Below are 24,315 nucleotides of genomic sequence, written 5' to 3' on the forward strand. Positions count from 1 at the left end.
GGCAACCATGCCGCTCGAACAATACCGCGCCAAGCGCGATTTCTCGAAAACCGCGGAGCCGTCGGGAAAGCAGCCGCGCCGCAAGGTGAAGACGGCCGGGGGTGGCATCTTCGTTGTCCACAAGCATGCCGCAACTCGCCTGCACTATGATCTGAGGCTGGAACATGGTGGCGTATTGTGGAGTTGGGCCGTCACGCGCGGTCCCAGCCTCGACCCGAGCGAGAAGCGGCTTGCCGTTCATGTCGAGGACCATCCGATCGACTATGCGCCGTTCGAAGGCACGATCCCGAAGGGCGAGTATGGCGGCGGTTCGGTGATCGTCTGGGACGAGGGCACCTGGACGCCCGAACACGACCCGGCAGCCGGCATGAAGAAGGGCCATCTCGACTTCGAATTGCACGGCGAGAAACTGACCGGCAAGTGGCATCTGGTGCGGCTGAAACCGCGGCTAGGCGAGAAGAAGGACAACTGGCTGCTCATCAAGTCCGACGATGCAGCGGCCCATCCTGGCGAGGATATTCTCAATGAGCGGCCGGAGTCCGTGAAATCCGGCCTCACCGTCGAGGAGGTCGGCAAGGGAAAGAGCGCGAAGGGCGAGAAGCCGAAGGTCTGGCATTCCAACAAGCCGGCAACGGCCAGGGCGCGACGCGAGGCGGCGGCGAAGCTCGACTTCATCGAGCCGGCGCTGGCGACGCTTGAACGCGACGCGCCTTCGGGCAAGGAATGGCTGCACGAGGTGAAATTCGACGGCTACCGCATGCAGGCGGGGATCGCCGGGACGGAAATCCGTCTGCTCACCCGCACCGGGCTGGACTGGACCGGGCGCTTCGGCGCGGAAATCCCGACGGCGCTTGGCGCACTGAAATGCTCCGACGCAATTCTCGACGGCGAGATCGTCGTGCTGGCCGACGACGGCGTCTCGTCCTTCTCTGCTCTGCAGGCTGATCTTTCCGCCGATCGCAGCGACCGCATGGTCTATTACGTCTTCGATCTGTTGCGGTTGGACGGTGAGGATTTGCGCTCCAAACCACTGGTCGAGCGCAAGGAGCGCCTGCGCGCGCTCGTGGAGCCGCTCGACGATGACGGCCCGGTGCGCTTCTCCCACCATTTCGTCGAGCCGGGCAGGATGATGCTCAAGCATGCCTGCCGCATGGGGCTGGAAGGTGTCGTGTCGAAGCGCGCCGACGCGCCCTACCGGTCCGGCCGCACCGGCGCCTGGATCAAGGCGAAGTGCACCCTGCGCCAGGAGTTTGTCATCGGCGGCTACCTGCCCTCCGAAAAGACCGGACGCGGCCTGCGCTCGCTGCTGGTCGGCTTTCACGAGGACGGCAAGCTGAAATACGCCGGCCGCGTCGGCACCGGCTTTTCGACGAAGGCCGCCGACGATCTGAAGAAGAAACTGGACGCCCGCCAGGTGGAAAAGTCGCCGTTCGATGCGAAGGTGCCGGGGGACAAGGGTCTCGTTTGGGTCGCGCCGGAACTGGTTGCAGAGGTGGAGTTCCGTTCATGGACAGCGGACCGTATAATCCGCCATGCCTCCTATCAGGGGCTACGCGAGGACAAGCCTGCGGAGGATGTCGTGCAGGAAAAACCGGAATCCACGAAAGTCGAGGCGGCCGATGACGCAGCAAGCGCCGTCTCGACGTCCGTGAAGCTCACCCATCCAGACAAGCTGCTCTGGCCCGACGAAAAGATATCGAAACGAGATTTGCTGGACCACTACGCTCTGGTCTGGCCACGCATGGAAAAATTCGTCGTCAATCGGCCACTGGCGCTGGTGCGCGCACCTGACGGCGTCGATGGGCAGCGCTTCTTCCAGAAACACGCCTCGGCCGGCATGAACGAAAAGATCTTCACATCGAAAGACCCCGAGGACGATGAGGAAATCCTCTACGTGAAGGATTTCGACGGCATCGCCGCGCTCGTTCAGATGGGCGTGGTGGAAATCCATATCTGGGGCTGTATGATTGACGCAATCGACACGCCCGACCAGATCGTCTTCGACCTTGACCCCGACGAGGGCGTGGCGGTGGATAAGGTACGGCAGGCCGCGCTTGAAATCCGCGCGAAGCTCGAGGAAATGTCCTTGCCGACCTTCGTCAAGACCTCCGGCGGCAAGGGTTACCATGTCGTGGTGCCGCTGAAACCGGCGGCGAAATGGGAGGCGGTCAAGACGTTCTCCCACGACTTCGCCCGTGCCATGGAGCAGGCCGAGCCGGGCCGCTATACCGCAACCCTGTCGAAGAAGGCGCGTGTCGGAAAAATCTTCATCGACTATCTGCGCAATGGCCGTGGATCGACCACGGTGGCACCTTATTCCTCGCGTGCGAAGAAGGGCGCGACGGTGTCGATGCCCGTGACCTGGGAAGAGATCGAGAATGGCCTGCCGCCCAACGCTTTTCCGATCGGCGACAAAACAACGCTAAACCGGCTATCCGATGATGACCCATGGAGAGCGTTTTTCAGTGACCGAAAGGCGTTGAAGTGACCTGATCCATATCCGGCACATCCGCCGCGTGGGAAATATCGCTACCTGCTCATGGATTATCGTCGCTTGCGGGGTGTTTTCCTCTTCAGGGTCGCCGCTTGATGAGCGACTGTGGAAGGATATCCCGATGCTCAGGACACTGCTTTCAATCAGCCTTCTGTCGCTTTTCGCCGTCGTTCCAGCACAGGCCGACACCTTGTCGACCCTTCACGGCCGCTACGTGATCGACCCGTCCTCGCGTATCGCCTTCTCGGTCGCCCAGATTGGCGGAGGCGGCATAGACGGTGTGTTTTCGCGCTTTTCGGGCACGTTCGACCTGCATCCGGACGACATTGCCCGTTCGAGCGTGAAATTCTCGCTTCAACCCGAAAGCGTCGCGACAGGGCAGCCACGGGTCGAGGATTTCCTGCGCTCTTCTGCCGTGTTCGATGTGGCCGCCTATCCGGTCATCGCTTTCCGCTCGACGGCCATACATCAGCAAGGCTCGGACCATGCGGTCATCGAAGGCATGCTGACGGCGCGGGGCATCACCCGGCGGGAAACGTTCGAGGCTACCCTGATCAGGCAACAGGGACGGATGGTCGCCTTCCATGTCGTGGGCGACATGATGCGCTCGCCCTACGGCATGGATGTCGGCACGCCGATCTATTCCAATATTGCCCGCTTCGACATGGTTCTCAACGGAATGCGGAAATAATGCCGTTCCGACGAGAATTTTGCGCCACCGGGAATATTCGCGGCCTGGCGGTGTTCTTTGACTACGAGCGGAAGACCCGTTCGTTCAAAAAAGCAAAGAAGAGGGTTTTCAGATGATGCGTTCTCTCCTGTTGGCTGCCGCCGCGATGGCGGTCGCAATGCCTCTTGCCTATGCGGACGACTATGCCAGCGGCGCCATCAAGTCGATGGACACCGCCAAGGGCGAGGTTCTCACCAACGACAAGGGCATGACGCTCTACACATTCGACAAGGATGCGGGCGGCACGTCGAACTGCTACGATGCGTGCGCGCAGAAATGGCCGCCATTGGCGGCGGCGGCGGGCGCGGCAGTGGACGGAAAGTACACACTGGCCGATCGTAAAGACGGCAGCAAGCAATGGGCCTATGATGGCCAGCCCCTTTACCTCTGGCAAAACGACAAGAAGCCGGGAGACGTCACCGGCGACGGCGTTGGCGGAGTTTGGCACGTCGCCAAAGAGTAACTGATGTCGCAGGTGATGGACGAGATCGAGGAATGCGTGCCGGCGCTGAGACGCTATGCGCGCGCTCTTACCCACGATCCCGATCGTGCCGACGATCTCGTCCAGGACTGCCTGGAGCGGGCAATCCGCAAACGCGGTCTGTGGCGGCCTACAGGCTCCGTGCGTTCGTGGATGTTCAGGATTCTCCTTAATGTGCACCGTAACGACCTTCGAAAGTCACGACGCGCACCATCCGCTCTGCCCATCGAAGGCCTGCCGGGGGGCGAACCGGCGGGCCTTGACGTGCAGCCGGCACGGCTGGCGCTGGCCGAGACGGCGCGTGCCATGCAGGCAATGTCGCTGGAGCACCGCGATGTTCTGTTGCTCGTTGCCGTCGAGGAGATGAGCTATGCCGAGGCTGCCGCAGCGCTTTCCATCCCTGTCGGCACGCTCATGTCGCGGCTGGCCCGCGCCCGTGCCACGCTGCGGCTCCTGACCGAGACTGGAGTGCCGAAATTGAGGTCCGTGAAATGATTTCCGGGGAGCGCAAGATTACCGAGCACGACCTGCACGCCTACGCCGACGGCGCGCTGGATGGGCCGGCGCGTGCCGCAATTGAGGCCTATCTCGCAGAAAACCCCCTTGCAGCCGAAGATATAGACGGTTGGAGGCGGCAGAACGAAACCCTGCATGCGCTTTATGGCCATGTTGCCGCAGAGCCGGTGCCCGCCCGGTTGAATGTCTATCGCATCGAGCGGGAGAGCCGGATCAGAACCGGGCGCTGGAGCCGGATGGCGGCTGCGGCCGTTCTCCTGCTCGCCGTTGGAACGGCTGCCGGTTGGTATGGGCGCGACTTTTTCGCGCCGGCAGCGCCGGCCCAAATCGCCCTGGTCGATGAGGCGATGGAGGCGCACCGGGTATATTCCGGCGAGGTCGTCCATCCCGTGGAAGTATGGGGGGGGCAGAAGGACCATTTGCAGGCTTGGCTTTCCAAGCGCCTGGATCGCACCCTTACCATCCCCGACCTCCGGGCCGACGGCCTGACGCTGGTCGGTGGCCGGCTGCTGCCGGCGACGGATGGCCCCGCGGCGCAGTTCATGTATGAGGACGATACCGGCCACCGGGTGACGCTGTACGTCATTCCGGCGAAAGAAGGCCGTGAAACCTCGTTCCGCTACGCCAGTTTTGACCGGCTCGAAGCGTTCTTCTGGACGGACGAAACGATCAGCTGCGCCCTGGTCGGTGATCTGCCGCGCCAGCGGCTGCAGGAAATCGCCACCCAGGCATACAAGCAACTGGGGTGAGATGCAGTGAAACTGCGTAACACGCACGATTCATACGGAATGGCGGCCATCGCCTTTCATTGGAGCATTGCGCTGCTGTTTTTCGGGCAGATCGCGCTCGGCTATCTCACGCAGGCGGTGGCCAGCCGTCCTCGGCTGCAATTCGACCTCTACCAATGGCATAAGTCGTTCGGCTTCCTGATCCTCGTGCTCGCGCTGTCGCGGGCCATCCTGGCCTTGTCAGGCATTCGCCCGCGGCCCGTGCCCGGCATGCCGCAATGGGAGGTGGTGGCGGCTCGGCTCGCCCATATCATGCTTCTGGCATTGACTGTCATCGTGCCGCTTACCGGCTGGGCGATCGCCTCGACATCGCCGTTGCGAATTCCGAGCTTCGTCTTCGACATCGTGGTGGTGCCCGACTTGCCGTTGGCGAGATCGGACGCTGCGGAAGCTTTCTGGTCGAGCGCGCACGCGCTGCTCGCCTATGGCGCCGGGCTTCTGGCGCTTGCCCACGCAGGCGCGGCCATTCATCACCACTTTGTGCGAAGGGACGCAACGCTGGCGCGGATGCTTGGCGCAATATCGCGCGGGACAAACAGCACATTGTAAACGGTCGGGCAGCCTCCTGACAGCCTTCCCTAGACCCAGCGTCGGACCCTTTTGGCGTACTCCCGATATCGCTTGCCGAATTTGTCGACCAGAATTTGCTCCTCGCGCCGGATTGTGAGCCTCGATGTCGCGAAAGCGGCTGCGAATGCCAGCAGCAGGAACCACGCCATGCCGCCAACCAGCCCGATGCCGATGAGCAACAGCGTGTTCGCCAGATAGATGGGATTGCGCGAAACCGAAAATGGCCCGGTCGTTATCAGATGCTCGGGCGTGCCGTTCGGATTGAGCGTCGTCTTTGCCCGTATCATAGTGCGTATGGCGCTGAACCACAGGGCGATCACCGCCAACAGCACCAGCCAGCCGATTGCGAAAAGCAGATCTCCAAGCAGGCCGCCGATCCAGGGCAGGGGGTATGCCAGGCCAAGTCCGATGCTGGCAGCGATCGCGCCAAGATAGATCAGCGGCGGCCACGGCACGAAGCCGGCATTTCCATGGTTTTGGGTCACTGCATTTCTCCCCCCGCATCGTCGGTCCTGGCCGTGCACATGCCGGCAAGCTCACTCACGCGCGCCTTTAACTGCGGGCTTTGGTCGCCGCGGTCGAGGCGATTGAGCATATCGCCGCCCTCCAGTTCCGCCAGCATGCATCCGCAATAGGCGACGCAAAACCGGGAGTCGCGGGTTTCCTCGCAGGAAGTCTGGCACACTTTGAGGAAGACTGCCTGGCTGGTTTCGACATGGGCGGGCATGATTTGCGAAAATGCCCAGATGCAGGCGATCAAAACAGGTTGATGGACGAGATAGAAAGCAAGGCTGTGGCGTCCAATCAGCACGAGCGGGTTCAGCCATCGCGGGAGCGGGATTTCCGCCAGTCGGGCGAGCAGGCCCGAACTCGTCGCCAGTTTTGCAACCGCGATGCCAGCCAGCACCGCGCCGAACCATGGAAGCAACGGCACATAATCGTTCGAGCGCGGATTAACCGTCGACAAGCCGACCCACCATAGCGCCGGATGATCGAAAACAGGCGCGCGCAGATAAAGGGGAGCGGCAACGGCAGCCGCCGCAACCAGCATGGTGACGAGCGCCGGCAGCCGCAGGAAGGCGAGGCCGAGCACGCTTGCCAGCGCGATTTGGTGCAGGATGCCGAAGAAGATGAAGCCGTCGCGAAACGCATAGAACGTAACCGCAGTAATCGCCAATGCCGCCGCCGCCACCATCGCAAGGCGTTTCCAAAAGCCCTTCCAGCGAATGCCGCGACCATGCGCCAGCACAAGGCTGACGCCGACCAGGAAAAGGAAGCTCGAAGCGATGCAGCGGGCATAGACCTTCCAGCCGCCGAACGCGGTAAGCCCCGGTTCCGCATAGCCGAAGAATTCGAGGTCCCAGGTGAAATGATAGCTTGCCATGGCAAGCAGGGCGACGCCCCGCATCACATCGATCAAGGCGATTCGTTTTGAACGGGGGAGCGAAGGTGCGCCGGTACTCATGGAGATTTAGGAAAACCCTGACTGTTTCGAATGGGTGACGAATATCACGCTTGAGCAGCGCGCAAGAATGGAAATCCTTCGGGCCGTATCTCGTATTTGGAGATTTCCGACAGATAGTTGGGCCAGCAAGGAGAAGCCGTTAGCCGGTATCGCATTTTGACTTCGGTAGGTCGATTTCCTGCTACTGACGAATCTATCGATGCGGCACATCTGCGGCTGCGATCGCCTTGCCGAGGGTAGCAGGTTTTCATGGGCACCCACGTCCGCCATCCGATCTGGCTTACTTCCGTGCGGCAGGCCGGCGCGCGCACATTTGCATCCCTTTATACGGTTGAGTCGTTCGCTCGCGCCACCGTGTCCAGCGTCATCCCGATCCAGGCTTATGAGATCCTGCGTAACGAGCAGACGGTTTCGATGCTCTACACGGTCGTTTCGCTGATCGGTCTTTCGGCAACCCTGTTCATGCCGATGCTCATTCACCGCTTCGCGCGGCGCTGGGTCTATACGGCGGGCGCCTGCCTTCTGGCTATCGGCTCGCTGTTCTTCTTCACGCATACGCTTGCCGGCCAGGCGCTCGGCATGCTGTGCCGGGTCATGGGCGCCAGCGCGCTGTCCATTACCCTCAACCTCTACATCATGGACCATATCCGCAAGACCGACTTCATGCGCTCCGAATCGCTGCGCATGGCGTGGTCGATGGTAGCCTGGACCGGTGGTCCGACGCTGGGCATCTTCCTCTACACGCATTTCGGCGTGTATGCGGCGCATGGAGCCGTAGCCGTGTTCGCCCTGTTTCTCCTGGGCCTATTCTGGTTCTATCGGCTTGGCGACAATCCGATGATTGCCGCCGGCAAGAGCCGGGCCATCAATCCCCTGGCCAATATCGGCCGGTTCGTTTCTCAACCACGGCTTCGGCTTGCCTGGATCATCGCCTTCGGACGCTCCTGCTTCTGGACGACCTTCTTCGTCTACGGGCCGCTGTTCATGGTCATTACCGGACAGGGCGCGATTGCCGGCGGGCTGCTCGTCTCTGCGGCGAACGGGCTGTTGTTCACGGCGATCTTCTGGGGCAGGGCGGGAAAGCGTTTTGGCGCCCGGCGCGTCATCACGGGTGCTTTCCTCGCAATGTCGGCGATGCTGCTGGCGGCAGGCGTCATCGGCGAGACCGTGCCTCTGCTTACCGCTGCGTTCCTGCTTGTCGGATCGCTCTTTACCATTGCCATCGATGCGCTGGGTTCAACCGTCTTCATGCGCGCGGTGCATCCCTATGAACGTGCACAAATGGCTGCGGTCTATCGAACCTATCTGGACTTTTCCGAACTGACCCCGCCAATGATCTACTCGATCGTGCTCGCCTTTTTCGGTATGGGGTCGGTGTTTGCGACGCTGGGTATCCTGATGGCGGTCTGCGCGGCGATCGTGTGGCGCTACCTGCCCAAATCGCTTTGACGGCTTGATCGCTTTCCGAGGTTGTCGCGTGCGGCAGCTTTTCTATAGTTGTGCGTGCTTCGATGGAGAGGTGAATTGACGACGAACGGTGGTTGCCTTGGTTGAGCCGGGACTGACCTTCATTATCGGCGGCGCGCGCTCAGGCAAGAGCCGGCACGGAGAAATGCTGACGACCCGCCATGCGGCGCCCTGGGCCTATATCGCAACGGCCGACGCCTACGACGACGAGATGCGGGAGCGCATCGCCATGCACCGGTCGCAGCGGGGCGATGGCTGGGCAACCGCCGAGGCGCCGCTCGATCTGGTCAGCGCGTTGGGTGCCGTTCCGGTGGGCCAACCCGTGCTGGTCGATTGCCTGACCTTGTGGCTGACCAACCATATGCTGGCCGATCACGATGTGGCTGCCGAATGTTCCCGGCTGGAGGTACGTCTGGCAAAGCCGCTCGGACCGTGGTTCGTGGTATCCAATGAAGTCGGCCAGGGAATCGTGCCCGACAATGCGCTGGCGCGCCGTTTTCGCGATGACGCCGGGCGTCTCAACCAGCAGGTCGCGGCGATTGCCGACACAGTAATTCTGATGGTGGCGGGCCTGCCGCTGAAGGTGAAATGACATGACCGCTATCGAACCGAAGGACGAAGAAAAGCACCGCGCCAAGATGGCCAAGCGCAAGGCGGTGCAGGATGCCGAAGTGGCCGAAAAGACCGTCGAAAAGGGCCTTCTGATCGTCAATACCGGGCCGGGCAAGGGCAAGTCGACGGCGGCGTTCGGCCTGGCCCTGCGGATGCTCGGCTATGGCAAGCGCGTCGGCGTCGTGCAGTTCATCAAGGGGGCGTGGCACACCGGCGAGAAGGATGCTTTCGCAGCTTTCGGCGACAGGATAGCGTGGCATACGATGGGCGAGGGCTTTACCTGGGAAACGCAGGATCTGAAGCGCGACATCGCGGCGGCGCAAGCCGCATGGGCCAAGGCGCTGGAATTGATGGCCGATCCGTCGATCAGCCTTGTCGTCCTCGACGAAATGAACATCGCGCTGCGCTACGATTATCTCGATCTCGACACGGTGGTAGCGGCGCTGAAGGCGCGGCGCGACGGGCTGCATGTCGTGGTTACCGGCCGCAACGCCAAGCCGGCGCTGGTCGAGGCCGCCGATCTCGTCACCGAAATGGGCTCGACCAAGCACCATTTTTCCGCCGGCGTGAAAGCCCAGCAGGGCATCGAGTTTTAAGCGGGAGCCTGCCAGCCATTAAAGCATCACGGTCAGCGCCAGAATGCCGAATAGCGCGACGAGCAGAAGGTCGGCCGCCCAATAAAGTTTCAGCGCGCGCCTTATATCCGCGCTGGTAGCCTCCCGGCGGCCGCCTTCGCCCATGAAAACGTCATCGACGAGAACGCCGCCATAGACGCGCGGCCCGGCCAGCGCCAGCCCCAATGCGCCGGCCATCGCCGACTCTGGCCAACCGGCATTGGGCGAGCGGTGGTTTTTGGCGTCGCGCCATATCGCGCTCCAAGCGCTTTTCGCGCTGGCGCCTTCGACAAAAAACGCACCCAGCACGATGAGCAGCGCCGTCAGCCGCGAAGCGGGCAGGTTGATGAGGTCGTCAAAACGCGCCGCCGCCCAGCCGAAAGCTTCGTGGCGCGGCGTGCGGTGGCCGATCATGGAATCGGCGGTGTTGGCGGCCTTGTAGGCGACGCCACCCGCCAGCCCGCCGACTGCCAGCCAGAAGGCGGGCGCAACGATGCCGTCGGAGAAATTTTCGGCCAGGCTTTCGATCGCCGCGCGGCTGACGCCCGCCTCATCGAGGTTTTCCGGGTCGCGCCCGACGATCATCGACACGGTCTTGCGGCCCGCAACCAGTCCGCCATGGTCCAACGCGTCAGCGACCGCCTTGACGTGTTCGGCCAGGCTTTTCTGCGACAACAGCGAACTTGCCAAAAGTACCGTGACGACGAAGCCAAGCGGAACCTGCCACAGCACCACCTCCAGCCCGAACGCGATTGCCGCCGGAACGAGAACGAGGATGGCGAGCGCGAACGCGCCCGATAAGCGACGTTTGCGGTCGGTGTCGGTAGCGCGGTTGAGCCCGCGGTCGAGACAGGATATCAGCCATCCGATCCATGTGACCGGGTGTCCAATGGCGCGAAACAGCCACGCCGGATACCCCAGTTGGATTTCGACGGCCAGCGACAGGAAAGCGATCAGGACGAACATGGATCTTCTGAAAAATGGCTGATTTTTTGAAAAAGACGGCGACGGTTGATCACGGCGGCAGCCTTGGCCGGGCGAGGGCGCTGTTTCCACATGCACCGGAGCCGTTCGTCGACCTGTCGACCGGGATCAATCCGCACTCCTATCCGCTTTTCGACCTGCCCGCCACAGCCCTTTTGCGCCTGCCCGAACAGGCGCGCCTGACTGAGCTTCTGGCCGTTGCGGCGACGGCCTATGGCGCGCCTTCGCTAGAAAACGGGATGGCGGCACCCGGCACGCAAATCCTGTTGCCGCTGGTCGCTTCGCTGGTGAAGCCCGGCAAGGCGATGGTGCTAGGGCCTACCTATGCCGAGCATGCGCGGGCGGCTTCCACCGCCGGTCACACGGTGCATGAGGTTCAGGATTTCGAGACGCTGGCCGAGGCCGACCTCGCCGTGATCGTCAATCCAAACAACCCGGACGGCCGCGTCATCGAGCGCGAACGGCTTTTGGCTCTTGCCGCGAAATTACACACCAGGGGCGGCGTGCTGGTCGTCGACGAAGCGTTCATGGATGTCGGGCCGCGCGACCACAGCCTTGCCAGCGATGTCGATCCGGGCGGCATCGTGGTGCTGCGCTCCTTCGGCAAATTCTTTGGCCTAGCGGGCGTGCGGCTTGGCTTTGCGTTCGCCGACACTGCGACCGTCGCGCGGCTTGAAACGCAGTTCGGGCCATGGGCGGTTTCCGGGCCGGCGCTGGAATACGGCATTCGAGCGCTTGGCGACCGTGATTGGCAAGACGGGATGCGAGCGACCCTGCAGTTGCAGGCCGCGCGGCTCGACTCGCTCTTTGCGCGTTTCGCGGTCCCGGTTACCGGCGGCACGTCGCTGTTTCGTTATATCGAGCATCCGGATGCGGCTGGCCTGTTTGCCGCGCTCGGCAGGCGCGGTATCCTGCTGCGCCACTATGACGAGCGCCCGAATGTCCTTCGCGCTGGCCTGCCGGGCAATGAGGAAGAGTGGGGGCGGCTGGAGGCAGCGCTTGCCGACTGGCAAAGCGAGCTCGACAATCAGCACGCAAAGGGAATGCGGCCATGATCCATGTTTGCCCACTATCTAAGGTCGATCAAACAGTATCGAAAACCGGTGCCGGCCGGCTTCTGTCGCTGCTTTCCGCCGGTATGGAAATGACCCGACCCGCATCGATTGTACCGGAGAACCACCTGCATCTGGTCATGCACGACATTGTCGAAGCGCAGGGCAGCATGACCCTGCCGGGTGAGGCGCATGTGATCCGCCTGCTCGAATTCGCGCGCTCATGGGACCGGTCGCGGCCTCTGGTCGTGAATTGCTATGCCGGCATCAGCCGTTCGACCGCTTCGGCCTATATCATCGCGGCGGCACTGGTTCCCGCGCGTGATGAGGAAGAATTGGCGCGGACGCTGCGCTGGCTTTCGCCCTCGGCGACGCCCAATCCGCGCCTGATCGCCACTGCCGATGCCATTCTGGCCCGGGATGGCCGCATGATCGCCGCCATCAAGGCAATCGGCCGGGGCGCCGACGCTTTCGAAGGTACGCCATTCGCGCTGGAAATCGAAGAGTGATCAGGAAAGCCAGTCGGCAAGCTTTGCCTTGCGCATGTCCTTCAGCAGCGTGATGAACCCGTCGGCCTGAAATTCCGCCGTTAGCCGGCCCTTTTCTGCCGTGGCGATAGAGGCGTCACCTACCACGCCGTTCGGGTTGAGGTCAGCGGCCAGCCAGGCGAAGGCATGCGGGCCGGTCTGGCGTAGCAGGGCAAATTCGGTTTCTGCGCGCGCTACGTTCGAGACGAAGTTCTGCGCCTTGCCCATCTCCACCAGATCGGGGCGGAAGTGCAGCATCAGCGAGGTTTCCACGTCACCACCATGGATGCCCTGCCGATCCTCGAGATCGGTATAGAGGCCGGCCAGCCGGCCGAAGCGCTGCCAGGCAGTTTTCACCGCCAGCATCTTTTCGCGCACCCGCAGTTCACGCGTCACGATGCCCATGATTTCCTCGTTGCCGCCATGCGAATTGACGATGACGATCTTTTTGACGCCGGCGCGAGCAACGGACAGGCCAAGCTCCGTCCATGCCTCGATCAGCGTTGCCGGCGGCAGCGTCAGCGTGCCGGGCGCTTCGATATGTTCGTTGGACTTGCCGATGGCCTGCACCGGCAGGATACGGATATCGAGATCGGCCGGAAGCCGCGAAATTACCGTCTCCAGCATGCCGCCCATGATCGTGGTGTCGGTGGACACCGGCAGATGTGGGCCATGCTGCTCGATGGCCGCCACCGGCAGCACGGCAATCGTCTGTTCCGGGTCGATCGAGGCGTATTCCGTGGTCCGATAGTCGCCCCACCACGCGCGCCGCTTCGCCATGCTCATCGATTGCCCCGTCAAAATCGCGTCACCACACCGATGCCGATGCCGTCGAATCCGCCCATCGCCGCCAGCGCGGCCGGCGCTTCATCGAGCGTGTACTTCTTGCCGACAAGCAGTTCCGGTTTCAGTTTTCCGGTGCGGATCATATCCATCATGGCCTGGTAGCGGAATGCCTGCATGCCGTGACTGCCCCGGATTTCCAGCTCGTAAGCGATGATCTTGGCCATCGGCACCTCGGCCTTGGCGTGGTCGCCCAGCATGAGGCCGACCTGCACGTGACGCCCGCGCCGGCGCAAATTGGAGATCGAGTTGAACGAGGTGGTCGGATGGCCGAGCGCGTCCATCGACATATGCGCGCCGCCATTGGTGATCTGCTTGACGGCCTTGACCACGTTCGGCGTCGCCGCCGCGTTGATGGTGGCGACCGCGCCGATCTTTTTGGCGAAGTCCAGCTTTTCGTCGGTCAGGTCGATGGCGACGACATTGGCGCCCATGGCGCTGGCGATCATGATGGCCGACAGGCCGACGCCTCCGCAGCCATGCACCGCGACCCATTCGCCCGGCGTCACGCGTCCCTGGTCGACGATGGCGCGAAACGAGGTGACGAACCGGCAGCCAAGGCTGGCGGCGGTGGCGTATTCCATGTCTTCGGGCAGCGCGACGAGATTGGTGTCGGCGAAGTCGATGGCGACATATTCGGCGAACGAACCCCAGGCGGAAAAGCCCGGCTGGAACTGGTGCTCGCAGACCTGATGGTTGCCGGAGGTGCATTCGAAGCAGCGGCCGCAGCCGCCGACGAAGGGCACGGTGACGCGGTCGCCGGCCTTCCAGCGGCTCACTTGCCGGCCTACCGCCACCACGGTTCCGGCTAGTTCATGGCCTGGGACATGCGGCAGGCGGATGTCGGGATCGTGCCCCATCCAGCCATGCCAGTCGGAGCGGCACAGGCCCGTCGCCTCCACCTTGACGACGACGCCCTCCGGCACGGGTCTTGGGTCCGGCACGGTCCTGATCGACGGCATCTCGCCGAACTTTTCGAAAACAACGGCTTTCATGGGTATCCTTGTGCGTGCTTGGCGTTTGCGTGCCTATTCGGCATCGATCTGGTTTTTCGGCGCGGCTTTCTGGAACGCCGGCAGGTCCATGCAAGCGGCATGGATGCGCGAAATGGTCGGGTAGGGTTCCATGTCGACATGGAAGCGGGCGTTGTTGGTCACCTGCGCGGCAAGGCAGATATCCGCCAGCCCCGGCGTATCGCCATGGCAAAATTTCCCCGTCTCACTCGAGAATGCCAATATCTTTTCAAGAGGTTGGAAACCTTCGTTTACCCAATGGCGGAACCAGTTGACGACGTCGTCGTCGCCCGCGCCGAACAGAGTGCGCAGGCTGGTCAGCACGCGCAGATTGTTCACTGGATGAATATCGCAGGCGATCATCTGCGCCAGCATGCGGACGCGCGCGCGACCATGCGCGTCGGCCGGCAGCAACGGCGGCTCGGGTTTCGTCTCGTCGAGAAACTCGATGATTGCGAGCGATTGAGTGACCAGTGCCCCGTCCGTCCAGATCAGGGCCGGCACCAACCCCTGCGGGTTCACCGCCAGATAGGCCGGGTCGAGATGATCGCCATGGCGCAGATGATGCGGCACATATTCGTAGCCGATGCCCTTCATCTCGAGTGCTATTCGCACCCGGTAGGAGGTGGAGGAGCGCCAGTAATTGTGCAGTAGCGGTTTGTTCAAGGCGCGTCCCCGATGGCGATGGTGCCGACATCTTGTGGTCATAGTCGACCGATTTGCATTTGCAGGCAAGGCGGCCATTGTGAGGCTTGCAATCAGGGCGGGCGGTTTCCGGTTTTGAAGAAAAGATTAGGAGTTTCGGTTGAGCTTGCATCCATACCAGTATCGACAGGCCGCCGGTTATTGCGCCGACCGCGCAAAATATCGGTGACAGAAAGAGCATGGCAAGGATATGGTCGTCTTCCAGACCCTGCGGCGCAATTTCGCCGCGGGCGTAATCGAAAGTACGGTATAGTTTTCGAACGGGCGGTGTTCTCGAATCTTGTCAAACCCAGAGGACTATTTTTCAAGCGCTGTGCGGGTTATGAATAGCGGTGACGCCGCCGGGTTGGACGGCGTCGGCGATGGATACCAAGGTTGACCACCCAGGGAGGTTTCATGTCGGACGTATCGTTGAATGTGAACGGGAGGCAGATCAGCGGGGTTGCCGAGGACCGCACGCTTCTGGTTCATTTCTTACGGGAGAATCTCGGGCTGACCGGGACACATGTCGGGTGCGACACCTCGCAATGCGGAGCCTGCGTCGTCCATGTCGACGGCAAGGCCGTCAAGTCGTGCACCATGCTTGCGGTGCAGGCATCGGGATCGACCGTTTTGACCATCGAAGGGCTTGCCGGCGATGCCGAGTTGCACCCGGTGCAAGCGGCCTTCAGGGAGCATCATGGGTTGCAATGCGGCTTCTGCACGCCGGGCATGATCATGACCGCCACCGATATGATCCGCCGCCACCCCGAAGGGCTGGACGAGGCGACGGTGCGAGCCGAACTCGATGGCAATATCTGCCGCTGTACCGGCTACCACAATATCGTGAAAGCCATCCTTGCCGCGTCCAAGACGATGGCCAAGGGGGCAAAGGGCAAGGCGAAGAAGGCGGCGTAACGAGCGGGTAGGGAGTAGCCAATAGCGAGTAGGGGGAAATTCGACCCCGATCCGCCAGAGCTTTTTCCCTATTCGCTAAAAACTATTCGCCATTCGCTATTTTCGCTTCTTAGAATTCTGGAGGAGAACTCTGATGGGTATTGAGGGCATCGGCGCGCGGGTCACGCGCAAGGAAGACAAGCGTTTCATCACCGGCGCGGGGCGCTATGTCGACGACATGGTGGTGCCGGGCATGAAGCATGCGGCCTTCGTGCGCAGCCCCTACGCGCATGCGCAGATCAAGAAGATCGACGTCAAGGCGGCGCAAGCCATGCCGGGCGTCATCGGCGTCTTGACCGGCAAGGAAATCAAGGCCGATGGCATCGGCAACCTCATCTGCGGCTGGATGATCCATTCCAAGGACGGCACGCCGATGAAGATGGGCGCGTGGTCGCCGCTCGCCTTCGACAAGGTGCGCTATGTCGGCGATGCGGTCGTGATCGTGGTCGCCGACACCAAGGGCCAGGCCCGCGACGCGGCCGAAGCCGTTGAAGTCACCTACAAGGAATTGAAGTCGGTCACCGACGCTTCCAAGGCGATGGACAAGGGTGCGCCGCAAATCCACCCGGAAGCCGAAAACAACCTGATCTTCGACTGGGATATCGGCAACGCGGACGAGACCGCCGCAGCTTTCAAGAAAGCGACCCATGTCGTCGAAATGGACATTCTCAACAACCGTTTGGTTCCCAACGCCATGGAACCGCGCGCAGCCCTTGGCCACTACGACAAGGCCGAGGACCATTACACCTGCTGGACGACCTCGCAGAACCCGCATGTGGCGCGTCTCGTCATGAGTGCGTTCTACAATGTCGCGCCGGAAAACAAGCTGCGCGTCATTGCGCCCGATGTTGGCGGCGGTTTTGGTTCGAAAATCTACATCTACCCAGAGGAAATTGTCTGCCTGTGGGCGTCGAAAAAGACCGGCGTACCGGTCAAATGGGTGGCCGACCGCACCGAAAGCTTCCTCACCGACGCGCATGGCCGCGACCATCACAGCCACCTCGCCATGGCCTTCGACAAGGATCACCATATCCTCGGCTTCAAGGTGGAAACCAAGGCCAATCTCGGCGCCTACATGTCGCTGTTTTCGTCCGCGACCCCGACCTATCTCTACGCCACGCTGTTGTCGGGGCAGTATAATATCCCGGCGATCCACGCCAATGTGAAGGCGATCTACACCAACACAGCACCCGTGGATGCCTATCGCGGGGCAGGGCGACCCGAGGCCGCCTTCAACGTCGAGCGCATTCTGGAAGTGTCGGCGCGCAAGTTCGGCATGTCGCCGGCCGAGCTTCGCCGCAAGAACTTCATCACCACCTTCCCGCACCAGACGCCGGTCATCATGAACTACGATGCGGGCGATTTCGGCGCTTCGCTCGACGCGGCACTGAAGACGGCGGATTATGCCGGCTTCGAAAAGCGCCGAGTCAAGGCGAAGAAAGCCGGCAAACTGCGCGGCATCGGCTTTTCCTGCTACATCGAAGCATGCGGCATCGCGCCGTCGGCCGCTGTTGGGTCGCTCGGCGCTGGCGTTGGCCTGTGGGAATCGGCGGAAGTGCGCGTCAACGCGGTCGGCACCATCGAAGTGCTGACCGGTTCGCACAGCCACGGCCAGGGCCATGAAACGACGTTCGCCCAACTTGTCGCGCAGCGTCTTGCCGTGCCGCTCGATTCCATTTCCATCGTCCATGGCGACACCGACAAGGTACAGATGGGCATGGGCACCTACGGTTCGCGCTCTGGTGCGGTCGGCATGTCGGCCATCGTCAAGGCGCTGGACAAGGTCGAAGCCAAGGCGCGCAAGATCGCAGCGCATCTGATGGAAGCGGACGAGGCCGACATCGTCATCGAGGATGGCGCGTTGAAAGTGGCCGGCACGGACAAGTCGGTGCCGTGGTTCCAGATGGCGCTTGCCGCCTATACCGCGCACAATCTGCCGGCCGGCATGGAACCGGGCCTGAAGGAAACCGCCTTCTACGATCCGGCCAATTTCACCTTCCCGGCCGGCTGCTACATCTGCGAAGTCGAGATCGATCCCGAAACCGGCCACACCGATATCATCCAGTTCGTGGCGGCCGACGATTTCGGCAACATCATCAACCCGATGATCGTCGAGGGACAGGTGCATGGCGGCGTGGCGCAGGGCATTGGCCAGGCGCTGCTGGAAGGGGCCAATTATGACCCGGATAGCGGCCAACTTCTGACGGCAAGCTACATGGACTACACCATGCCGCGCGCCGAAGACCTGCCGTCGTTCAAGGTGTCGACAACCAACACGCCGTCGCCGTCGAATCCGCTCGGCCTCAAGGGTTGCGGCGAAGCGGGCGCCATCGGTTCGCCGCCGGCGGTCATCAACGCCATCACCGATGCCATCGGCACCGAGGAGATCACCATGCCGGCAACACCGCAAAAAGTGTGGGCGGCGATCCGCGCGGCAAAGAACTGAGGAGGACAGAACCATGTATTCCGTCAATTATCACCGTGCCGCCTCGGTCACTGAAGCCGTCAAACTGCTCAAGACCGGCGACGCCAGGCCGCTTTCGGGCGGGATGACCTTGATCCCGGCCATGAAAACGCGGCTGGCAGCACCTTCCGATCTGGTCGATCTGTCGCAGATCAAGGAACTGAAGGGCGTCAAAGTATCGGGCAAGTCGGTGACCATCGGTGCGGGCACCACGCATTTCGAGGTCGCCACCGACGAAAAACTGAAGAAGGCGTGCCCGGCGCTGGCGCATCTTGCCTCGCTGATCGGCGACCCGGCGGTGCGCCACAAGGGCACCATCGGCGGTTCCATCGCCAACAACGATCCGGCGGCGGACTATCCGGCGGCGATGCTGGCGCTTGGCGCTACCATCACCACCAACAAGCGCGAGATCGCGGCGGCCAAATTTTTCACTGGGCTGTTCGAGACGGCGCTGAAGGACGGCGAAATCGTTACGGCGGTTTCTTTTACCGCGCCGGCCAAGGCGGCCTACGAAAAATTCCGCAACCCGGCTTCCCGCTATGCCATCGTCGGTGTGTTCGTTGCAAAGGACAAGGAGGTCCGCGTGGCGATTACCGGTGCGGGCGACGATGGGGTATTCCGTTCGAAGGAAATCGAGACCGCGCTGTCGAAGAATTTCGATTCGGACGCTCTCGAAGGGGTAACAGTGCCGGCAACGGACTTGATGAGCGACATGCACGCATCCGCCGACTACCGCGCCAACCTGATCGTGGTCATGGCCAAACGTGCCGTGACGGCGGCTAACCTATAAGCGGACAAAACACATATTTATCAGATAATTAAACGCGTCTGATGCTTGCAAGGAAAAAGCCGATGGATGTCCATCGGCTTTTTCATGCCGACGAAATTCCTGTATCTAATATATTAAACAACAGAATTTATTGTATCGTTATGCGATCTAATTGCTTATCGTTCTCCTGTTTATGATCATGAATCATTGCATCGGGAGGAAAAATGGTAACGCAGACACAGGGGGGCGTGGGCTGGTTCAGCCGCGCACGCACGGTAGCCAGACCCGGCTACAGTCGTTGGATGGTGCCGCCAGCAGCGCTTTGCGTGCATCTTTGCATCGGTCAGGCATACGCGTATAGCGTGTTCAATCTGCCGATGACCAAACTTGTCGGGATAACGGAATCCACGCCTGACGACTGGAAACTGACCGAACTCGGCTGGATATTTTCGCTGGCGATCTTCTTCCTCGGCGTCTCGTCAGCGGTATTCGGCCGCTGGGTGGAAGAAGGCGGCCCGCGCAAGGCCATGTTCACCGCCGCCTGCTGCTGGGCCGGCGGGTTTTTGATTTCCGCAATCGGTGTCCATCTCCATGCGCTGTGGCTGATCTATCTAGGCTATGGCGTTCTGGGCGGTATTGCACTCGGCATCGGCTATATTTCGCCGGTGTCCACGCTCATCAAATGGTTCCCCGACCGTCCGGGAATGGCGACCGGCATGGCCATCATGGGCTTTGGCGGCGGCGCGTTCATCGCCTCGCCCCTATCGGTCTGGCTGATGAGGAAGTTCACCACCGACATTCATATCGGGGTGATGGAAACCTTCATCATTCTGGGCGTCGTGTATTTCGTGTTCATGGTGATCGGGTCGATCATCGTGCGCGTCCCGCCAGACGACTGGAAGCCGGAAGGCTACGTCGCGCCGAAATCCAACAAGCTGATCTCCAGCAACAACGTCTATGTCTATGACGCGTTGAAGACGCCGCAGTTCTGGCTGATCTGGGTAATCCTGTGCGTCAACACCACGGCAGGCATCGGCGTTCTGGGGCAGGCTTCGGCGATGAGCCAGGAAATGTTCCCGGGCCTTATCACGCCGATCGCAGCGGCCGGTCTGGTCGGGTTGATGAGCCTTTTCAACATGGGCGGCCGCTTCGCCTGGGCCACGACATCCGACTATCTGGGACGCAGGAACACCTATTTCGTGTTCATGGTGCTGGGCTTCATCCTCTACTGCCTGGTGCCGCTGACGGGTGCTGCAGGCAGCGTCGCCGGTTTCGTGCTTTGCTTCTGTATCATCATCTCGATGTATGGCGGCGGCTTCGCGACGGTGCCGGCCTATCTGCGCGACATGTTCGGCACCCGCTATGTCGGCGCCATCCACGGGCTCCTGCTCACCGCCTGGTCGGCGGCCGGCATCTTCGGTCCGGTTCTGGTGAACTACATCCGCGAATACAACGTCACCCATAATGTGGCAAAAGCGGATGCCTACAACACCACCATGTATATCATGGCGGGCCTGTTCGTTGTCGGGTTCGTTTGCAACTTCTTCGTCAAGGCGGTGGATCAACGTCACCACATGAGGGCCGAAGACGGTGCGCTTTCGCCGGTCGCCGGTTGAGAAGGAGGTAGTCATCATGGAAGACAACGATCATAGAGCGACCACCCCTGTGCAACTCGTCCTTGCCTGGGGCTTCGTCGGCATCCCCCTTGTATGGGGTGTGTTCCAGACGCTGCTGAACGCGCTTCAGCTTTTCAAATAGACCGATCGGTCTGGACGACGAAACGGCGCCGTAAATGGCGCCGTTTCTTTATGATCGCGGAGTTGAATCCTGCCGGGCGCTGGCTCGGTTATCGAGCCTCGGGAAGAGTGCGGGCGAAATACCGGACCGATTTTGCGCCGCCATGAATGACGGCGGCCCCGACGTCAGCAAAGCCGAGCGCTGCATGAAATGCATCCGAAGCAGGGTTGGGAGGATCGGCGTTCACTTCACAGGTAACCAGTTCATGCCCGTTCTGCTTCGCATGCGCGAACAAGGCGTCGTAGAGCCGCCGCGCATGGCCTCTGCCGCGTGCCGATTTGGCGACGACGACGCGGTCGACATAGACGAAGCGCGGATAGCGGTCGCGAAACCACTGGAAATTCGGGCTGGAATAGTCGGCATCCTGATCGAACGTCATGATGAAGGCTTCGACCTGGCCTATGCGGCGAGCGTAAAAGCTCTGGCCAAGCAGGTGCGTCAGTTGTTCCGGCTCAAGCCACGAGAGTTCGGCGGCATGCTCGTTGTTGAGCGCCAGAACCGCTGCCGCGTCCATCGGTGCGACGGTGTCTATCGGATAGGGCACGTCTGTGGTCATGGCATCCATTTCGCGTTGCAGCCGATGCCACAAAGTCGAACAGGGAGGGTGTTCGTCAATCCACTAGACGCGTTTCCCGGCCTCATCGAACCAATGCAGTTTCTCGGCTCTAGAGACGATGCGCAAGGTGTCGCCCGGCTTCGCGGTCGCCCGGCCCGCAACGCGCACGACAACGCGGCCGCTGTCGACGGTGCAATGAAGAAAACTCTCCGCACCGACGGGTTCGACCGCCTCGACCGTCGCCGGCAGGACCAGTGTTCCAGTCGGGGTTTCCCCATCGAACGTCACATCGGCGTCTTCCGGACGAAAGCCGATCGTGACGGCGGTTGCCGCCGGGGATGAAACGCCGGGGGGCACGCCATCCGCCAGCGCCAGAAGGTTCATCGGCGGGGCACCGATAAAGGAAGCCACGAAGGTCGAGGCCGGCTTCTCATAAATATCGAGCGGCGCGCCTACCTGTTCGACCAAACCGCCATTCATGACCACCAGAACGTCGGCCAGCGTCATCGCTTCCAACTGGTCGTGCGTGACATAGACGGAGGTTACGCCGAGCGAGCGCTGCAAGTTCTTGATCTCGACCCGCATCTGACCGCGCAATTTGGCGTCCAGGTTGGAAAGCGGCTCATCGAACAGGAACACTTTCGGATTGCGCACGATGGCGCGGCCCATGGCGACGCGCTGGCGTTGGCCGCCCGAAAGCTCCCGCGGCCGCCTGTCGAGCAGATGGTCGAGTTCCAGCGTCTTGGCCGTCGCGCGCACGCGCCTTTCGATCTCGTCCTTCGGCGTGCCGCGATTGCGCAAGCCGTAGGCCATGTTGTCGTAAACCTTCATATGCGGATAAAGCGCATAATTCTGGAACACCATGGCGATGTCGCGATCGGTAGGGCTGACCTCGTTGACCACCTTTCCATCAATGGAGACGGTGCCCGACGAGATGGTTTCCAGCCCGGCGATCATCCGCAAAAGCGTCGATTTCCCGCAGCCGGAAGGACCGACCAGCACGCAAAGTTCCTTGTCGGGGATAGCGATGGAAACACCCTTCACGGCTTCGACGCCGCTGGGGTAAACCTTCTTCACGTCCTTCAGGTCGACTGTCGCCATCGTTCTTATTTCTCCGAATCGACCAGGCCGCGCACGAACCAGCGCTGCATCAGCACCACGACGAGGATCGGCGGCACGATGGCGAACATCGCCGTGACCATGACGAGATGCCACTGGGTATCGGCGTCGGCGAAGGAAACCATTTTCCGCAGCGCGATGACGATGGTGTTCATGTCGTTGCTGTTGGTGACCAGCAATGGCCACAGATACTGCGTCCAGCCATAAATGAAGAGGATGACGAACAGGGCTGCGATATTGGTGCGCGACAGCGGCAGCAGGATGTCGAAGAAGAAGCGCCACGGTCCGGCACCATCGACGCGCGCGGCCTCGACCAGTTCGCCTGGAATGGTCATGAAGAACTGCCGGAACAGAAGCGTGGCCGTTGCAGACGCGATCAGCGGCAGGATCAGCCCCGCATAGGTGTCGATCAGGCCGAAATCGACCATCACCTTGTAGGTCGGCATGATGCGTACCTCGACCGGCAGCATCAGCGTGATGAAGATCAGCCAGAAGATCGCCATCCTGAACGGGAACCGAAAAAAGACGATGGCGTAGGCCGAGAGGATCGAAATGCAGATCTTGCCGACGGCAATGCCCAGCGCCATGACGGTGGTGTTGAACAAAAGCGTGCCGACGCCCACGCCGCCGATGCGCCCGACGCCGCCGAACAGCGCTTCCGTGTAGTTGGCCCAGAATTCTCCGCCGGGAAGCAGGGGCAGGGGTGGCCGCAGGATCGTTTGAAGCGTCTGCGTCGAGGCGACGAAGGTGTAGTAAATCGGGAACGCGACGATCAGGATGCCGAGGATCAGCACGGCATGCGCGACAAAGGTGCGAAGCGGCGACTGGCCGATCATGCTGCCGCCTCAGCCATAATGCACCTTCTTCTCGACATAGCGGAACTGGATGGCGGTAAGCGAAATGACGATGGCCATCAGGATGACCGACTGCGCGGCCGAATCGCCGAGGATCAAATTGACGAAGCCGTCATTGTACACCTTGTAGACCAGCGTCTCGGTCGACTTGCCCGGTCCGCCGCCTGTGACGGCGTGGATGATGCCGAACGTGTCGAACAGCGCATAAACGGTGTTGATGACGAGCAGGAAGAAGGTGATGGGCGCGAGCAGCGGGAAGACGATTGTCCAAAACCTCTTGGTCTCGCCCGCGCCGTCGATTGCCGCTGCCTCGATCAGCGCTTTCGGGATTGCCTGCAGCCCGGCGACAAAAAACAGGAAATTGTAGCTTATCTGCTTCCAGGCCGCCGCGACGACCACAAGCACCATCGCATCCGTGCCGTCCAGCAGCGGGTCCCAGGCGATGCCGATCTTGTGCAGGACAATCGCGAGGCTGCCGATCGACGGGTTGAACATGAACAGAAACAGCATGCCGGCGATTGCCGGAGCCACCGCGTAGGGCCAGATCAGAAGCGTGCGGTAAAAGCCCTTTCCCCGTACCGCCTTCTCGGCCATGACGGCAAGCAGAAGCGCCACGCCCATGGCGACGATGGCCGTTGCCAGCGAAAACACCACCGTAACCTTGATCGAATTGAGATAAGCCGGTTCGGACAGCACCCGCTTGAAATTGTCGAACCAGACGAACCTGGATCTGAGGCCGAAGGGGTCCTCCTTCAGCATCGATTGATAGACCGCCTGTCCGGCAGGCCAGTAGAAGAAGATCAGCGTGATGGCGAGTTGCGGCGCCACCAGCGCATAGGGCAGAACCTTGTTCGGGAAAATGACGCGCGGGCTCATGCTGCATCTCCCCGAATCAGGGGGAGATGCCCGGCAGGCCAAAGCGAGATAAGTTTACTCACGCTACAGGGCCAGCAGCGAGG

Annotated in this window: 26 protein-coding genes; 16 read left to right on the forward strand and 10 right to left on the reverse strand. The window is 61.5% G+C overall.

Going from position 1 to position 24,315, the window contains the following annotated elements; translation table 11 throughout:
* The first annotated feature begins 7 nt into the window (after window positions 1–7).
* From ligD to ACX3P1_RS06555, 6 genes are all read left to right on the forward strand, one after another.
* On the forward strand, window positions 8–2,488 hold the full coding sequence (gene ligD / locus ACX3P1_RS06530; RefSeq protein ID WP_459078742.1) for a DNA ligase D: 2,481 nt from the start codon (window positions 8–10) through the stop codon (window positions 2,486–2,488).
* A gap of 127 nt (window positions 2,489–2,615) precedes the next feature.
* Window positions 2,616–3,185, forward strand: a complete 570-nt coding sequence (locus tag ACX3P1_RS06535) for a YceI family protein (RefSeq protein WP_459078743.1) — start codon at window positions 2,616–2,618, stop codon at window positions 3,183–3,185.
* Window positions 3,186–3,330: 145 nt separating this feature from the next.
* Entirely contained in the window at window positions 3,331–3,687 is a 357-nt protein-coding gene (locus ACX3P1_RS06540; RefSeq protein ID WP_459078796.1) for a COG4315 family predicted lipoprotein, read from the forward strand.
* A gap of 3 nt (window positions 3,688–3,690) precedes the next feature.
* A complete protein-coding gene (locus ACX3P1_RS06545; protein WP_459078744.1) occupies window positions 3,691–4,200 on the forward strand; it encodes an RNA polymerase sigma factor in 510 nt (169 codons plus the stop codon).
* A complete protein-coding gene (locus ACX3P1_RS06550; RefSeq protein WP_459078745.1) occupies window positions 4,197–4,970 on the forward strand; it encodes an anti-sigma factor family protein in 774 nt (257 codons plus the stop codon). Before ACX3P1_RS06545 ends, ACX3P1_RS06550 begins: the two co-directional genes overlap by 4 nt.
* Before the next feature lie 39 nt (window positions 4,971–5,009).
* On the forward strand, window positions 5,010–5,558 hold the full coding sequence (locus ACX3P1_RS06555) for a cytochrome b (protein ID WP_459078797.1): 549 nt from the start codon (window positions 5,010–5,012) through the stop codon (window positions 5,556–5,558).
* Between the two features lie 29 nt (window positions 5,559–5,587).
* Here ACX3P1_RS06555 and ACX3P1_RS06560 read toward each other — a convergent pair whose 3' ends face one another.
* Both ACX3P1_RS06560 and ACX3P1_RS06565 read right to left on the reverse strand, forming a co-directional pair.
* On the reverse strand, window positions 5,588–6,064 hold the full coding sequence (locus ACX3P1_RS06560; RefSeq protein WP_459078746.1) for a methyltransferase family protein: 477 nt from the start codon (window positions 6,062–6,064) through the stop codon (window positions 5,588–5,590).
* Entirely contained in the window at window positions 6,061–7,044 is a 984-nt protein-coding gene (locus tag ACX3P1_RS06565) for a heparan-alpha-glucosaminide N-acetyltransferase (RefSeq protein WP_459078747.1), read from the reverse strand. The genes ACX3P1_RS06560 and ACX3P1_RS06565 overlap by 4 nt, the downstream gene beginning before the upstream one ends.
* Window positions 7,045–7,293: 249 nt before the next feature.
* On the opposite strand from ACX3P1_RS06565, the gene ACX3P1_RS06570 reads away from it, so the two are divergent.
* The 3 genes from ACX3P1_RS06570 (at window position 7,294) to cobO (ending at window position 9,719) form a co-directional block, all read left to right on the forward strand.
* Window positions 7,294–8,493, forward strand: coding sequence for an MFS transporter (locus ACX3P1_RS06570; RefSeq protein WP_459078748.1), 1,200 nt, complete (start codon window positions 7,294–7,296; stop codon window positions 8,491–8,493).
* 112 nt (window positions 8,494–8,605) lie between these two features.
* On the forward strand, window positions 8,606–9,103 hold the full coding sequence (cobU, locus tag ACX3P1_RS06575; protein WP_459078798.1) for a bifunctional adenosylcobinamide kinase/adenosylcobinamide-phosphate guanylyltransferase: 498 nt from the start codon (window positions 8,606–8,608) through the stop codon (window positions 9,101–9,103).
* A gap of 1 nt (window position 9,104) precedes the next feature.
* A complete protein-coding gene (gene cobO / locus ACX3P1_RS06580; protein WP_459078749.1) occupies window positions 9,105–9,719 on the forward strand; it encodes a cob(I)yrinic acid a,c-diamide adenosyltransferase in 615 nt (204 codons plus the stop codon).
* A gap of 18 nt (window positions 9,720–9,737) precedes the next feature.
* On the opposite strand, the gene cbiB is transcribed toward cobO, so the two are convergent.
* Entirely contained in the window at window positions 9,738–10,703 is a 966-nt protein-coding gene (cbiB, locus tag ACX3P1_RS06585; RefSeq protein ID WP_459078750.1) for an adenosylcobinamide-phosphate synthase CbiB, read from the reverse strand.
* A gap of 14 nt (window positions 10,704–10,717) precedes the next feature.
* On the opposite strand from cbiB, the gene cobD reads away from it, so the two are divergent.
* A complete protein-coding gene (cobD, locus tag ACX3P1_RS06590) occupies window positions 10,718–11,776 on the forward strand; it encodes a threonine-phosphate decarboxylase CobD (protein WP_459078751.1) in 1,059 nt (352 codons plus the stop codon).
* Window positions 11,773–12,282 carry a tyrosine phosphatase family protein gene (locus tag ACX3P1_RS06595; RefSeq protein WP_459078752.1) on the forward strand — a complete coding sequence of 170 codons (510 nt, stop codon included), beginning with the start codon at window positions 11,773–11,775 and terminating at the stop codon, window positions 12,280–12,282. Before cobD ends, ACX3P1_RS06595 begins: the two co-directional genes overlap by 4 nt.
* On the opposite strand, the gene ACX3P1_RS06600 is transcribed toward ACX3P1_RS06595, so the two are convergent.
* The 3 genes from ACX3P1_RS06600 to maiA are packed head-to-tail and all read right to left on the reverse strand — an operon-like array spanning window position 12,283 to window position 14,822.
* Window positions 12,283–13,086 (reverse strand): creatininase family protein, encoded by an 804-nt coding sequence (locus ACX3P1_RS06600; RefSeq protein WP_459078753.1) that lies wholly within the window; start codon window positions 13,084–13,086, stop codon window positions 12,283–12,285.
* Between the two features lie 11 nt (window positions 13,087–13,097).
* A complete protein-coding gene (locus ACX3P1_RS06605; RefSeq protein ID WP_459078754.1) occupies window positions 13,098–14,138 on the reverse strand; it encodes a zinc-dependent alcohol dehydrogenase family protein in 1,041 nt (346 codons plus the stop codon).
* Window positions 14,139–14,171: 33 nt separating this feature from the next.
* Window positions 14,172–14,822, reverse strand: coding sequence for a maleylacetoacetate isomerase (gene maiA / locus ACX3P1_RS06610; RefSeq protein ID WP_459078755.1), 651 nt, complete (start codon window positions 14,820–14,822; stop codon window positions 14,172–14,174).
* Between the two features lie 435 nt (window positions 14,823–15,257).
* On the opposite strand from maiA, the gene ACX3P1_RS06615 reads away from it, so the two are divergent.
* The 5 genes from ACX3P1_RS06615 to ACX3P1_RS06635 all read left to right on the forward strand — a co-directional run bounded on the left by ACX3P1_RS06615 (window position 15,258) and on the right by ACX3P1_RS06635 (window position 20,788).
* On the forward strand, window positions 15,258–15,758 hold the full coding sequence (locus ACX3P1_RS06615) for a (2Fe-2S)-binding protein (protein WP_459078756.1): 501 nt from the start codon (window positions 15,258–15,260) through the stop codon (window positions 15,756–15,758).
* 133 nt (window positions 15,759–15,891) lie between these two features.
* On the forward strand, window positions 15,892–18,243 hold the full coding sequence (locus ACX3P1_RS06620; protein WP_459078757.1) for a xanthine dehydrogenase family protein molybdopterin-binding subunit: 2,352 nt from the start codon (window positions 15,892–15,894) through the stop codon (window positions 18,241–18,243).
* 13 nt (window positions 18,244–18,256) lie between these two features.
* Complete coding sequence (locus ACX3P1_RS06625; RefSeq protein WP_459078758.1) at window positions 18,257–19,051, forward strand: FAD binding domain-containing protein; 795 nt, start codon at window positions 18,257–18,259, stop codon at window positions 19,049–19,051.
* Window positions 19,052–19,254: 203 nt separating this feature from the next.
* On the forward strand, window positions 19,255–20,646 hold the full coding sequence (locus ACX3P1_RS06630) for an L-lactate MFS transporter (protein WP_459078759.1): 1,392 nt from the start codon (window positions 19,255–19,257) through the stop codon (window positions 20,644–20,646).
* A gap of 16 nt (window positions 20,647–20,662) precedes the next feature.
* Window positions 20,663–20,788, forward strand: a complete 126-nt coding sequence (locus tag ACX3P1_RS06635) for an MFS transporter small subunit (protein WP_459078760.1) — start codon at window positions 20,663–20,665, stop codon at window positions 20,786–20,788.
* Between the two features lie 88 nt (window positions 20,789–20,876).
* Here the strand turns inward: ACX3P1_RS06635 and ACX3P1_RS06640 are convergent, their stop codons facing one another.
* From ACX3P1_RS06640 to ugpA, 4 genes are all read right to left on the reverse strand, one after another.
* Window positions 20,877–21,383: a GNAT family N-acetyltransferase gene (locus tag ACX3P1_RS06640; RefSeq protein ID WP_459078761.1), complete on the reverse strand. Its 507-nt coding sequence runs from the start codon at window positions 21,381–21,383 to the stop codon at window positions 20,877–20,879.
* Between the two features lie 63 nt (window positions 21,384–21,446).
* On the reverse strand, window positions 21,447–22,484 hold the full coding sequence (locus ACX3P1_RS06645) for a sn-glycerol-3-phosphate import ATP-binding protein UgpC (protein WP_459078762.1): 1,038 nt from the start codon (window positions 22,482–22,484) through the stop codon (window positions 21,447–21,449).
* Window positions 22,485–22,489: 5 nt separating this feature from the next.
* The gene (gene ugpE / locus ACX3P1_RS06650; protein WP_459078763.1) at window positions 22,490–23,338 is read right to left on the reverse strand and encodes a sn-glycerol-3-phosphate ABC transporter permease UgpE; all 849 of its coding nucleotides are present in this window, start codon (window positions 23,336–23,338) and stop codon (window positions 22,490–22,492) included.
* Window positions 23,339–23,347: 9 nt separating this feature from the next.
* Window positions 23,348–24,232 (reverse strand): sn-glycerol-3-phosphate ABC transporter permease UgpA, encoded by an 885-nt coding sequence (gene ugpA, locus ACX3P1_RS06655; RefSeq protein WP_459078764.1) that lies wholly within the window; start codon window positions 24,230–24,232, stop codon window positions 23,348–23,350.
* Window positions 24,233–24,315: the final 83 nt, after the last annotated feature.

Source organism: Mesorhizobium sp. A623, assembly GCF_054489405.1.